This is a genomic window from Streptomyces sp. NPDC104381, from assembly GCF_055583745.1.
Window position 1 is genome coordinate 541,948 of record NZ_JBVJNK010000004.1, and the last position, 12,985, is coordinate 554,932.

The window sequence follows — 12,985 nt, forward strand, 5'->3', positions numbered from 1 at the left end:
TATGGTTCACCACTGACATCGCTCACGTGGTTTTCCGGTCACGCGCCGTGGTTCGCAGTGCCGGGTCAACCGATCGGCTGATGCCGGTCCGAGCGTGACGGCGGATACCGGGGCCGCCCGCCCGCCGGAATCCTTGCGGGCATGGCAATCATCGAAGTACACGGGCTCCACAAGGCCTACGGCGGCCGACCCGTGGTCGACGGGGTGGACCTCACCGTCGACGAGGGGGAGATCTTCGGGATCCTCGGCCCCAACGGAGCCGGCAAGACCACCACCGTCGAATGCGTCGAAGGCCTCCGGATCCCCGACGCGGGAACCGTGCGGGTCGCCGGACTCGATCCCGTCACCGACCGGCGCGAGGTCACCCGGCTGCTGGGCGCCCAGCTCCAGGAGAGCGAGCTCCAGCCCAAGCTGACCGTGCGTGAGGCGCTGGAGCTGTACAGCGCCTTCTACCCGCGCCCCGCCGACCGGTACGCGCTCGCGGAACGGCTCGGCCTCGACGGTCACCTCGACCGCCGCTTCGCCAAGCTGTCCGGCGGCCAGAAGCAACGGCTGTTCATCGCGCTCGCCCTCATCGGGAACCCGCGCGTGGTCGTCCTCGACGAACTGACCACCGGCCTCGACCCGCGCGCCCGGCGCGACACCTGGCGGCTCATCGAGGAGGTACGGGACAGCGGGGTGACGGTCGTCCTGGTCACCCACTTCATGGAGGAGGCCCAGCGGCTCTGCGACCGGATCGCCGTCATCGACAAGGGCCGTGTCGCCGCCCTCGACACCCCGGCCGGACTCGTCGACCGCTCCGCCGGGTCCACCGTCGTCTCCTTCACCCCCTCGAAGCCGCTCCCCGACCCCGGCGCGCTCGCCCGGCTCCCCGGCGCGGTGTCCGTCTCCACCGACGACCACGACGGCCGGATCACCGTCCACGGCACCGACGCGACCGCCGACGCGGTGATCTCGCTGCTCGCCGGACTCCACATCACCGCCAGCCGGCTCCGCGTCCTGGAGACCAGCCTGGACGACGCCTTCCTCGACCTCACGGAGCAGGACGCCTGATGCCGACCACCACCACCGCCGAGGTGCGGGCCACCCCGGCACCCCGCCCGCTCGCCGCCGTACTCCGGTCCGAGACCCGGCTCTTCCTCCGGGAACCCGGCAGCCTCTTCTGGATCCTGGTCTTCCCCGCCGCCCTCCTGACGATCCTCGGCCTCATCCCGTCCTTCCGTGAGGAGACCGACGACCTCGGCGGCCGCAGCGTCATCGAGCTGTACGTCCCCGTGGCCGTGCTGCTCGCCCTGATCATGGCCGGGCTGCAGGCCATGCCGCCCGTCCTCACCGGCTACCGCGAACGCGGCATCCTGCGCCGGATGTCGGCCACCCCCGTGCGCCCCTCGGCCCTGCTCGCCGCGCAGATCGTGCTGCACGGGGCGGCCGCGCTGGGCTCCGCCGTCCTCGTCATGGCCGTCGGCCGGATCGCCTTCGGGGTGCGGCTGCCACGCCAGGGCGCCGGTTACGCCCTGGCGCTCCTGCTGGCCGTCGCCTGCGTCCTCGCGCTCGGCGCCACGATCTGCGCCCTGTCCAGGACGACCAAGGTCTCGGCCGCCGTCGGCTCGGTGGCGTACCTGCTGATGATGTTCACGGCCGGCGTCTGGGTGCCCGTCCAGACCATGCCAGGACTGCTCCGCCGGATCGTCGAGTTCACCCCCTTCGGCGCCGCCTCCCAGGCCCTGGACCAGGCGGGGCTGGGCCACTGGCCGGGCTGGGCGCACCTCGGCGTCATGATGGTGTGGACCGCGGCGCTGGGGACGGCGTCGACCAGGCTCTTCCGCTGGGAGTGAGGCGGGGCTCGGGGCAGACTGAGGGCACCGGACCGAGGGGGACGCCATGAGTGCCGGTACGACGGTGGAGCAGCGGAGAGAGCAGTTCCACCGGTACGGCCCGCACGGGATGCTCGGCCTCGCCGTTCTGATGGCCTGGCTCTCCGCGGGCCTCGTCGGAATGTCCCAGGGGGAGAGGTACACGGCGGGAGGACTGGTCGCCGCGGCCTGGGCTCTCCAGGTGTGGTGGAACCGGGCCCGGCGCCGGCTGCCCGTGGGCTCGCGGTCCGGCAGGGTGTACTACGTGCTGCGGTCCGCGATCGGCTTCGCACTCTGCTGGTGCAACCCGTTCTTCTCCGTCTACGCCATCCTCGGCTACTTCGACGTGGGTGTCCTGCTGCCGAAACGCTTCGTCCGCGCCGGGCTCCTGTGCACCGCCGCCACGATGGCCGGCTCCCAGTCCGGCAGCGGGATGCCGCCGGCCTCCCTCATCAACTGGGCCGCCTTCGTAGCGCTCTTCGCGCTGCACACATCACTCGCGCTCCTCTTCGGTGACCTGGACGCCCGCGAGGCGGCGAGAACCCGGCGCCAGACCGAGACCATCTCCGAGCTGGAACTCGCCAACACCCGTCTGGAACAGGCCCTCGCCGAGAACGCCACCCTCCATGCCCAGCTCCTGCTCCAGGCGCGGGAGGCCGGGGTGGCCGACGAGCGGCGCCGGCTCGCCGCCGAGATCCACGACACCCTCGCGCAGGGCCTGACCGGGATCATCGCCCAGCTCCAGGCCGTCACCTCGACCGCCGACCCCGTACAGGCCCGTGAGCACCTCGACCGTGCCTCGGCGCTCGCCCGCCACAGCCTCGGCGAGGCCCGCCGCTCGGTGCACAACCTCGTGCCCGCTGCGTTGGAGCGCGACGACCTGCCGGGAGCGCTGCGCAAGACCGTCGATGACTGGGCCGAACGACACGCCGTACGGGCGGAGTTCACCGTCACCGGCACCGTCGAGCCGCTCCACGACGAGGTCGGCGCCACCCTGCTCCGCATCGCCGAGGAGGCCCTCGCCAACGCCGCCCGGCACGCGGGAGCGGCCCGGGCCGGCGTCACCCTCTCCTACATGGGCGACGAGATCACCCTGGACATACGCGACGACGGCTGCGGCTTCGACCCCGCCGCCCTGCCCCCGCGCAGCGGCGCGGGCGGCTTCGGCCTCGGCGGGATGCGGGCCCGCGCCGAACGGATCGCGGGCACGGTCGAGGTGGAGTCGGAACCCGGTCTGGGCACGGCCGTCTCCGCCAGGGTCCCGCTCGTACGGCGCCCCGCGGCCGATAATCTGGAGCCGATATGAACGAGGCCACCGGAACCACACGCGCGATCACCCTGGTGCTCGTCGACGACCACCCCGTCGTACGGGACGGTCTGCGCGGGATGTTCAGCTCCACGCCCGGTTTCGAGGTGCTCGGAGAGGCGGCGGACGGCGTGGCCGCAGTGGAGCTCACCACCCGCCTCGACCCCGACGTCGTCCTGATGGACCTGCGGATGCCGGGCGGCGGGGGAGTGGCCGCCATCGCCGAGCTCACCCGGCTCGGCGCCCGCTCCAGGGTGCTCGTCCTCACCACGTACGACACCGACTCCGACACCCTGCCCGCCATCGAGGCGGGCGCGACCGGATATCTGCTCAAGGACGCGCCCCGCGACGAGCTCTTCACCGCCGTACGGGCCGCCGCCGACGGCCGTACCGTGCTGTCGCCGGCCGTCGCCTCCCGGCTCATCTCGCGGGTGCGCGCCCCGGCCGCCCCCGGCCACGAGTCGCTGTCCGCGCGCGAGTGCGAGGTGCTCCGGCTCGTCGCCAGGGGCACCTCGAACCGGGAGATCGCCGCCGAGCTGTTCATCAGCGAGGCGACCGTGAAGACCCACCTCACCCATGTCTTCGCCAAGCTGGGCGCGAAGGACCGCGCGGCTGCCGTCGCCCTCGCCTACGAGCGCGGCATCCTCGGCTGAGCCGCCCCCCTCGCCCGCCTACTCCGCCACCCGCAGCAGCAGCACCGACCTGCCCTCCACCACGATCTCCGAGCCGCCCCGGTGGAGCGTGCCGGGAGCCGTGGACTGCTCCTCGCGCGAGGTGTCCAGGACCAGTTCGTAGGCCTGGGCCCACGGCGGGCCGGGGAGCCGGAACGCGCAGGGCCGGTGGTCGGCGTGCAGGACCGCCAGGAAGCTGTCGTCGGTGATCTGCCCGCCCCGGGCGTCCCGGCCGGGGATGTCGCGCCCGGAGAGGTAGAGCGCGAGCGTCGCGGCCGGCGCGTACCAGTCGCCCTCCGTCATCTCCTCGCCCTGCGGGGTGAACCAGGCCAGGTCCCGCAGGCCGTCCGGGGCCTGCGGCGTCCCGGCGAAGAACGCCCGGCGGCGCAGCACCGGGTGACGGTGACGCAGGGCCAGCACCCGGGCGGTCAGCTCGGTCAGCCCCCGCCACCGGGGCTCCTCCAGGAGCGACCAGTCCAGCCAGCTGACCTCGTTGTCCTGGCAGTAGGCGTTGTTGTTGCCGCCCTGCGTACGGCCCATCTCGTCGCCCGCGACCAGCATCGGCACCCCGGTCGACAGGAGAAGCGTGGTCAGGAGGTTGCGCAGCTGCCGCAGACGCAGCGCGTTGACAGCGGGGTCGTCGGTCTCGCCCTCGGCGCCGCCGTTCCAGGCGCGGTTGTCGTTCGTGCCGTCGCGGTTGCCCTCGCCGTTGGCCTCGTTGTGCTTGTCCTGGTAGCTGACCAGGTCGCGCAGGGTGAAACCGTCGTGCGCGGTGACGAAGTTGACCGAGGCGTACGGCCGCCTGCCGCCCCAGGCGTACAGGTCGCTCGACCCGGTGAGCCGGTAGCCGATGTCGCGTACGTCGGGGAGGGCGCCGCGCCAGAAGTCGCGCACGGCGTCCCGGTAGCGGTCGTTCCACTCCGTCCACAGCGGCGGGAACGCGCCCACCTGGTAGCCGCCGTTGCCCACGTCCCAGGGCTCGGCGATCAGTTTCACCCGGCGCAGCACCGGGTCCTGGGCGATCACCGCGAGGAAGGGGGAGAGCATGTCCACGTCGTGCATCGAGCGGGCGAGGGCCGCCGCGAGGTCGAAGCGGAAGCCGTCGACGCCCATCTCCGTCACCCAGTAGCGGAGCGAGTCCGTGATCAGCCGGAGGACGTGCGGCTGCACCACGTGCAGGGTGTTGCCGCAGCCTGTGTAGTCCGCGTAGCGGCGGGCGTCCTGCTGGAGGCGGTAGTAGCCGCGGTTGTCGATGCCGCGCAGCGAGAGCATCGGGCCGAGCTCGCCGGCCTCCGCCGTGTGGTTGTAGACCACGTCGAGGATCACCTCGATCCCGGCGTCGTGCAGGGCGCGCACCATCTGCTTGAACTCGCCGACCTGGCCGCCCGCCGTCCCGCTCGCCGCGTAGTCCGCGTGCGGGGCGAAGTAGCCGATCGAGTTGTAGCCCCAGTAGTTGTGCAGCCCGCGCCGCAGCAGATGGTCCTCGTGGGCGAACTGGTGGACGGGAAGGAGCTCCACGGCCGTCACGCCGAGCCGCCGCAGGTGGCCGATGGCGGCGGGGTGCGCGAGCCCGGCGTACGTGCCGCGCAGCTCGGGCGGGATGTCCGGATGGAGCCGGGTGAAGCCGCGCACGTGCAGTTCGTAGATGACGGTGTCGGCCCACGGGGTCTTGGGCCTGCGGTCCTCCGCCCAGTCGTCGTCGTCGTGCACGACCACGGCCTTGGGGACGTACGGCGCGGAGTCCCGGTCGTCGCGCACGGTGTCGGCGACGTGCTGCTCGGGCCAGTCCCGTACATGGCCGTACACCTCGGGCGGCAGGGTGAACGACCCGTCCACCGCGCGGGCGTACGGGTCGAGGAGCAGCTTCGCCGCGTTCCACCGGGCGCCGGTCCAGGGGTCCCAGCGGCCGTGCACCCGGTAGCCGTACCGCTGGCCGGCGCCGACACCGGGGACGAAGCCGTGCCAGATCTCATGGGTCAGCTCGGTCAGCGGGAGACGCGTCTCGGCGCCCCGCTCGTCGAAGAGGCAGAGCTCGACGGCTTCGGCGCCACCCGCCCAGAGGGCGAAGTTGGTCCCCGCCACCCCGTCGGGCCCGACCCGGAAGCGTGCGCCCAGGGGCATCGGGGCACCCGGCCATACGGGTGGTTCGTCCCGGCCGTCGTTCGGGGCCGACGGGGCCGCCACCACTCTCCCCGTCGTGCGCGGCGTTTCCTCCTGCTCGGCTGTGCTCGACACCTCTAGCCTCCTGCGGCTCGTAGGAGCGGCCACCCGCCGTAGGAGTGCGCGGCGTCCCGGCCGCGGCCTTCCGAGCGGTGTCCTTCCCTCTGTTCTGCCCACCGGGCGGCCCGCACTCACGTTTCCCCGGGGCGGCCACGTCGTTGGGGGAGGCGTGAACCACGAAGCGAAGAGAGCACGGGCGGGTTCGGCCGCCGTGCTGACATGGGCAGGACTGTTCACCGTGCTGGCCGTACTGACGGGCTGCACCGAGGCAACGTCGTTCTTCGGGGACGACCGGTCACCCGGGGACGCCATCCGGATCGTCCCCAAGGACGGCGCCCAGAACGTCGGGGCCGACAGCCGGCTCCAGGTGACCGTCCCCGACGGACGGCTGGAGCGGGTGAAGGTGACCCGGATGGAGGACGCGGAACACCGGGAGGTGCCGGGCCGGATCGCGCGGGACGGCCGGTCCTGGGCCCCCAGGGACGACGGGTACCGGCTCGGGCTGGCCGGGAAGTACAGCGTGGAGGCCGTCGCCGTCGACGGGGACGGGCATCGCTCGGCCCGCAGCACCACCTTCACCACCCTGGTCCCCAAGGACCGCTTCATCGGCTATTTCAAGCCGGAGAACCGGTCCACGGTGGGCACCGGCATGATCGTCTCCTTCGACTTCAACCGGCCCGTCACGAACCGTGCCGCGGTGGAGAAGGCCATCCGGATCACCACGGAACCCGAGGCCGAGGTCGTCGGCCACTGGTTCGGCAAGGAACGCCTCGACTTCCGCCCCGCCGCCTACTGGCAGCCGGGGACCGAGGTCACCGTCGACGTGGGCCTGCGCGACGTGGAGGGCGCCCCGGGGGTCTACGGCAGCCAGCAGAAGAAGGTGTCCTTCCGGGTGGGCCGCTCCCAGACGTCGGTGGTGGACGCCAGGGCGCACACCATGGAGGTACGGCGCGACGGCGAGGTCGTCAGTACGGTGCCGATCACCGCGGGCGCCGAGAAGACGACGACGTACAACGGGAAGATGGTCGTCTCGGAGCTGCACGACGTGACCCGCATGGACGGCAGCACGGTCGGCTTCGGCGGTGAGTACGACATCAAGGACGTGCCCCACGCCATCCGGCTGACGAAGTCGGGCACGTTCCTGCACGGCAACTACTGGGAGTCCCCGGACATCTTCGGCTCGGAGAACACCAGTCACGGCTGCATCGGGCTGCGTGACGTGAAGGGCGGCAGCTCGGAGACCCCGGCCGGCTGGTTCTTCGAGCGGACGCTCGTGGGCGATGTCGTCGAGGTGGTCAACTCCACCGACACGACCGTCGCTCCGGACAACGGCCTCGGCGGCTGGAACATCGGCTGGGCGCAGTGGAAGGCGGGCTCGGCCCTGCGCTGACCCCCGGCCCGACCAGGGAAGGTCCCGGAGGGGAGCCCTCCGGGGCCACCCGGGGGCGGTCCGGGCCGACTTGGGACGGAACGGTGACATTCCGGGGGAGTTCTCCCCACGCGCGGTGTGATTATCTAGCGCCGAGCGCGCATGTACGGCGCGCGGGGGTGCGGGCCATGGCGGGGCCAGGCCGTGCGAGGGGAGACGACCACATTGAACGGGCAGCCGATATCGGGGGCATGGGCCGGCGCGGGCGGGGAACGGCGCGGGCGCGGAGCCCGGGGCCTTCTCGCACTGGTACTGGGCGCGCTGCTGTTGCTGGTGACGGCTTGCGGCGGCGACGGGAACGCCGCCGACAAGAACGGCGGGAAAGCGGGCGGGAAGGTGGACGACACCAGCGCCTCGCAGGCGGTGGTGACCATCGCGCCCAAGGACGGCGCGGGCGACGTGGCGACCAGCGGGGCGCTGAAGGTCACGGCCGCGCAGGGCAAGCTGACCACCGTGAAGGTCGCCGACCCCAAGGGCGGGGCGGTCGCGGGCAAGATCGCCGCGGACGGCCTGAGCTGGGTGCCCGACCGCCACCTGGCCGCCGCCACCAAGTACACGGTGCACGCGGTCGCCAAGGACGCCGAGGGCCGCGAGTCGGCGAAGGACACCAGCTTCACGACGCTGGTCCCGGAGAACACCTTCATCGGGCAGTACACGCCCGAGGACGGTTCGACCGTCGGCGTGGGCATGCCGGTGTCGATCCACTTCACCCGGGGGATCACCGACCCGGAGGCCGTGGAGAAGGCGATCAGCGTGACGGCGGAGCCCGCCGTGCGGATCGAGCCCCACTGGTTCGGCAACGACCGCCTCGACTTCCGCCCCGAGGAGTACTGGGCGGCGGGCACGAAGGTGACCCTGCGCCTCGACCTCGACGGTGTCGAGGGGCGGCCCGGGGTCTACGGCAAGCAGGCCAAGACCGTGAAGTTCACCGTCGGCCGCAGCCAGGTCTCGACGGTCGACGCGAGCTCCCACCGGATGAAGGTGGTCCGTGACGGCAAGCAGATCAAGGACATCCCGATCTCCGCGGGTGCCCCGGCCACGACCACGTACAACGGCCAGATGGTCATCAGCGAGAAGCTCAAGGTGACCCGGATGAACGGCGACACCGTCGGCTTCGGCGGCGAGTACGACATCAAGGACGTGCCGCACGCCATGCGCCTGTCGACCTCGGGCACCTTCATCCACGGCAACTACTGGGGCGGGTCCGGCATCTTCGGCTCGACCAACACCAGCCACGGCTGCGTCGGACTGCGGGACGTGCGCGGCGCCTGGGACAGCAAGACGCCCGCCGCGTGGCTCTTCGACAACTCCCTCATCGGCGACGTCGTCATCGTCAAGAACTCCAAGGACAAGGTGATCCAGCCGGACAACGGCCTCAACGGCTGGAACATGGACTGGTCGGAGTGGATCAAGTAGATCCCTCCGTACGGCGGACATGAGGCGGGCCCGGTGCTGTGACCGACAGCACCGGGCCCACTCGTGTGAACGGCAGTTAACCTGCTCCCCATGACCGTAACCCTCGAAGTAAGCGACAACGTCGGCACCATCCGGCTGGACCGGCCGCCCATGAACGCCCTGGACGTCGCCGTCCAGGACCGGCTGCGCGAGCTCGCCGAGGAGGCCGGCCGGCGCGAGGACGTGCGCGCGGTGATCCTCTACGGCGGCGAGAAGGTGTTCGCCGCGGGCGCGGACATCAAGGAGATGCAGGCGATGGACCACGCGGCGATGGTCGTACGCTCCAGGGCCCTCCAGGAGTCCTTCACCGCCGTGGCGCGCATCCCCAAGCCCGTGGTCGCGGCCGTCACCGGTTACGCCCTGGGCGGCGGCTGCGAGCTCGCGCTCTGCGCCGACTTCAGGATCGCCGCGGACAACGCGAAGCTCGGCCAGCCGGAGATCCTGCTGGGGCTGATCCCCGGCGCCGGCGGCACCCAGCGCCTGGCCCGGCTGGTGGGGCCGTCGAAGGCCAAGGACCTGATCTTCACGGGCCGTCAGGTGAAGGCCGAGGAGGCCCTGGCGATCGGCCTCGTGGACCGTGTGGTGCCCGCCGCCGAGGTGTACGAGCAGGCGCACGCCTGGGCCGCGCGGCTGGCCCAGGGGCCGGCCCTGGCGCTGCGGGCCGCCAAGGAGTCCGTGGACGCGGGGCTGGAGACGGACATCGACACCGGGCTCACCGTCGAGCGGAACTGGTTCGCGGGTCTGTTCGCCACCGAGGACCGCGAGCGCGGCATGCGCAGCTTCGTGGAGGAGGGGCCGGGCAAGGCCCGATTCCTCTGACCGAGCGTGAGTTGCGTACACAGGCACGCGCGTTCATCCGTGCGGGCGGATTAGCTGGACCTTAAGAGAACCTTAAGGCCCGGCGTCCGCCCCGCTCGTGCAATTACCCGGGGTCCCGCCGTCGCCGCAGGTGAGTATCGCTGCACAGGGGTCTGTTCTGCCTCTGGCATATGCCGGTGAAACGGCCCGGAATGACTGGTTCCGGTAAGAGGATTCGGCGGAACGGTCACGGAGAGCGTTCTGTGCGGCCATGATGGTGAGCATGGCGGGCCTCGAGGGTGTGGAACAGCCGCGACCGCACAGTGGTGCGGCAGCGGCGCGCTGGACGACTGCCGTCGAAGACGAACAGGCGTTCAAGGCGCTGGAGTTGTTCGGAAATCCGACGGAGGGTGAAGTCCGGCTGCCGTCCCGTCCGGAGTCCGCGGCGACCGCCCGGCGGATCACCTCGTGCGTGATGCTGCGTCAGTGGCAGCTTCCGCCGCAGACCGCCGAACACGGTGTGCTACTGGTCTCGGAGCTCGTGGGCAACGCCGTACGGCATACCGGGGCGCGGGTTTTCGGCCTGCGGATGCTCCGCCGGCGCGGCTGGGTCCGGATCGAGGTGCGCGACCCGTCGCGCGGACTGCCGTGTCTCATGCCCGTCCGGGAGATGGACGTCAGCGGGCGGGGCCTCTTCCTGGTGGACAAGCTCTCCGACCGGTGGGGCGTGGATCTTCTGCCGCGCGGGAAGACCACCTGGTTCGAGATGCGCACCACCGACCGCTGACACGCAGAAACCCCCGGTCCGCCCGGATGGGGCGCGTCGGGGGTTCCTGAGGGGGGCCGCGGAATGGGGGGTGTGTCCACGGCCGCACAGGGGACCTGGCTCGGGTCGGAGGAGGTCGTGCTCCCGACTATGGCAGACGGGCGACCCCTGGCCAAAACCCCGAAACGGGCATATCTGGACAAGAATGCTCATTTGGTTTCCGAATCGTAGGTGTGATGGGTCACGCACCTGGCATTCTCTGCGCAATCAGCGACTTCGCTCGGTGATTCATCGATCACCTCGTGGTGGTGTCTCCACCCGTCCACCACGGTATTTCCCCACATGTCGCCTTACTGTGTCTCGGGTCCCGTGACTGTGTCCCGGGTCCCGTGGAAACAGCACCGAACCGACCCGAGGTGGACGCCCATGAGCGGTCGCAGGACACCGGTGGCCCGCCGCGGCGCCCTGCGTACGGCGGCCGGTGCGGTCCTGGCGGGCGCCTCCGTCGTGAGCTGCGCACCGGACGGGACCCCGGGGACCCCGGCCCGTACGGCACGGAACGGCGAGGACACCACCGGCGGCCCGAGCGCCCCCGGCACGCGGAGCGCGCAGAAGGCCCACGGCGCCGTACGCCCCGCCGCCGCGCCGCGGCGCTTCCCCGGGCAGCCGGTCGAGATCGAGCACGGCCCCCGCAACCGCCCCCGGGTCGCCCTCACCTTCCACGGCCAGGGCGACCCCACCCTGGCCGGGGCCGTCCTCGCCGCGGCCGAACGGGCCGGAGCCCGGCTCACCGTCCTGGCCGTCGGCAGCTGGCTCGACCAGAACCCCGGCATGGCCCGCCGGATCCTCGACGGCGGCCACGACCTCGGCAACCACACCGAGAGCCACCTCGACATCAACGCGATGGACGAGGCACGGGCGTACGAGGAGATCACCGGCTGCGCCCGGCGGCTGCGCCGGCTCACCGGTTCGATCGGCACCTGGTTCAGGCCCTCGCGCGCCCGGCACGCCACCCCGCTCGTCCAGGACCTCGCACGCCGGGCCGGGTACCCGCACGTGCTCTCCTACGACGTGGACTCCCTCGACTTCACCTCGCCCGGGGTCGCGGCCGTCACCCGCAAGGTCGCCGGCGAACTCCGCAACGGCTCCGTGGTGAGCCTGCACTTCGGCTACCGCGACACCGTCGCCGCCCTGCCCCTCCTCCTCACCGAAATCGACCGGCGCCAACTGCGCGCGGTGACCACCACGGAGCTGTTGACCTGATGCCTCCCTCCCCGCGCGCCCTCACCGCGGCGGCCCTGCTCGTCGCCGCGCTCGCCGCCTGCGCCGCCCCCGCTGACCACGCCCGCCCCGCCGCCTCCCGCACCCAGGCCGCCGCCGACCGGCCGGCGACCCCGCCGGGGCTCCCCGGGATGCCGCCCGTGCTGGACGCGAAGGACGTCTACGCGGCGGACCGCGCCGGGAAGCTGGCCCCGGTCGTCAAGGACTTCCCCTCCCGGGTCTACGTCCCCAACACCAACAGCAACACCGTGACGGTGATCGACCCGGCGACGTACAAGGTCGTCGAGACCATCCCGGTCGGCAACCAGCCGCAGCACGTCGTGCCCTCCTGGGACCTGAAGACGCTCTGGGTCAACAACGACCTCGGCGACAGCCTCACCGCGATCGACCCCGCCACCGGGAAGGCCGGCCGGACGCTCGACGTCTCCGACCCGTACAACCTCTACTTCACCCCGAACGGCAAGTACGCCGTCGTCATGGCCTCCATGGACCGCGAGCTGGTCTTCCGCGACCCGCACACGATGAAGGTCGCCAAGACCGTCCCGGTGAACTGCGCCGGCGTCAACCACGCGGACTTCTCGGCGGACGGACGGTACTTCATCGTCTCCTGCGAGTTCTCCGGCGAACTCCTCAAGGTCGACACGGAGAAGATGGAGGTCGTCGGGGAGCAGAAGCTGCCGAAGGAGGGCGCGATGCCGCAGGACGTGAAGCTCTCCCCGGACGGCTCGGCCTTCTACATCGCCGACATGATGGCCGACGGCATGTGGGTGCTCGACGGCAAGGCCTTCACCACCCCGAAGCTGCTGCCGACCGGCAAGGGCGCCCACGGCCTCTACGTCAGCCGGGACTCCCGGCAGATGTACGTCACCAACCGGGGCGAGGGCTCGGTGTCGGTCTTCGACTTCGGCAAGAAGGAGCTCACCGGGAAGTGGCACCTCCCCGACGGCGGCAGCCCCGACATGGGCGGCGTCTCCGCCGACGGCAAGGTGCTCTGGCTCTCCGGACGTTACGACGCCGAGGTGTACGCCATCGACACCGGCACCGGCACCGGCAAGCAGCTCGCCCGGATCCCCGTCGGCAGCGGTCCGCACGGCCTCGCGGTCTATCCGCAGCCCGGCCGCTACTCCCTCGGCCACACCGGCGTCTTCCGCTGACGCTCCCCGGGCGTGCCGGGCGGGGTCGCCCGGAGGATCCGCCGTCCGGGCC

Annotated in this window: 11 protein-coding genes; 10 read left to right on the forward strand and 1 reads right to left on the reverse strand. The window is 71.7% G+C overall.

Features of this window, described 5'->3' with window-relative positions:
* The first annotated feature begins 141 nt into the window (after positions 1–141).
* Genes ACZ607_RS16235 through ACZ607_RS16250 form a run of 4 tightly spaced genes read left to right on the forward strand, consistent with a single transcriptional unit; the run spans position 142 to position 3,812 of the window.
* A complete protein-coding gene (locus tag ACZ607_RS16235; protein ID WP_469735334.1) occupies positions 142–1,053 on the forward strand; it encodes an ABC transporter ATP-binding protein in 912 nt (303 codons plus the stop codon).
* Positions 1,053–1,835 carry an ABC transporter permease gene (locus ACZ607_RS16240; RefSeq protein WP_469735335.1) on the forward strand — a complete coding sequence of 261 codons (783 nt, stop codon included), beginning with the start codon at positions 1,053–1,055 and terminating at the stop codon, positions 1,833–1,835. The genes ACZ607_RS16235 and ACZ607_RS16240 overlap by 1 nt, the downstream gene beginning before the upstream one ends.
* 46 nt (positions 1,836–1,881) lie before the next feature.
* Positions 1,882–3,159 carry a sensor histidine kinase gene (locus ACZ607_RS16245; RefSeq protein ID WP_469735336.1) on the forward strand — a complete coding sequence of 426 codons (1,278 nt, stop codon included), beginning with the start codon at positions 1,882–1,884 and terminating at the stop codon, positions 3,157–3,159.
* Positions 3,156–3,812: a response regulator gene (locus ACZ607_RS16250; protein ID WP_469735337.1), complete on the forward strand. Its 657-nt coding sequence runs from the start codon at positions 3,156–3,158 to the stop codon at positions 3,810–3,812. Before ACZ607_RS16245 ends, ACZ607_RS16250 begins: the two co-directional genes overlap by 4 nt.
* Positions 3,813–3,830: 18 nt before the next feature.
* On the opposite strand, the gene glgX is transcribed toward ACZ607_RS16250, so the two are convergent.
* Positions 3,831–5,951 carry a glycogen debranching protein GlgX gene (glgX, locus tag ACZ607_RS16255; protein ID WP_469735588.1) on the reverse strand — a complete coding sequence of 707 codons (2,121 nt, stop codon included), beginning with the start codon at positions 5,949–5,951 and terminating at the stop codon, positions 3,831–3,833.
* Positions 5,952–6,219: 268 nt separating this feature from the next.
* Here glgX and ACZ607_RS16260 point away from each other — a divergent pair, with 268 nt between their 5' ends.
* From ACZ607_RS16260 to ACZ607_RS16285, 6 genes are all read left to right on the forward strand, one after another.
* On the forward strand, positions 6,220–7,440 hold the full coding sequence (locus tag ACZ607_RS16260) for a L,D-transpeptidase (protein ID WP_469735338.1): 1,221 nt from the start codon (positions 6,220–6,222) through the stop codon (positions 7,438–7,440).
* A 204-nt stretch (positions 7,441–7,644) separates the two neighbouring features.
* Positions 7,645–8,895, forward strand: coding sequence for a L,D-transpeptidase (locus ACZ607_RS16265; protein WP_469735339.1), 1,251 nt, complete (start codon positions 7,645–7,647; stop codon positions 8,893–8,895).
* A gap of 90 nt (positions 8,896–8,985) precedes the next feature.
* Positions 8,986–9,753: an enoyl-CoA hydratase/isomerase family protein gene (locus ACZ607_RS16270; protein WP_469735340.1), complete on the forward strand. Its 768-nt coding sequence runs from the start codon at positions 8,986–8,988 to the stop codon at positions 9,751–9,753.
* Between the two features lie 250 nt (positions 9,754–10,003).
* Entirely contained in the window at positions 10,004–10,519 is a 516-nt protein-coding gene (locus ACZ607_RS16275) for an ATP-binding protein (RefSeq protein WP_469735341.1), read from the forward strand.
* Between the two features lie 405 nt (positions 10,520–10,924).
* The gene (locus ACZ607_RS16280; protein WP_469735342.1) at positions 10,925–11,761 is read left to right on the forward strand and encodes a polysaccharide deacetylase family protein; all 837 of its coding nucleotides are present in this window, start codon (positions 10,925–10,927) and stop codon (positions 11,759–11,761) included.
* Entirely contained in the window at positions 11,761–12,933 is a 1,173-nt protein-coding gene (locus tag ACZ607_RS16285) for a YVTN family beta-propeller repeat protein (protein ID WP_469735343.1), read from the forward strand. Before ACZ607_RS16280 ends, ACZ607_RS16285 begins: the two co-directional genes overlap by 1 nt.
* The last annotated feature ends 52 nt before the right edge of the window (positions 12,934–12,985 follow it).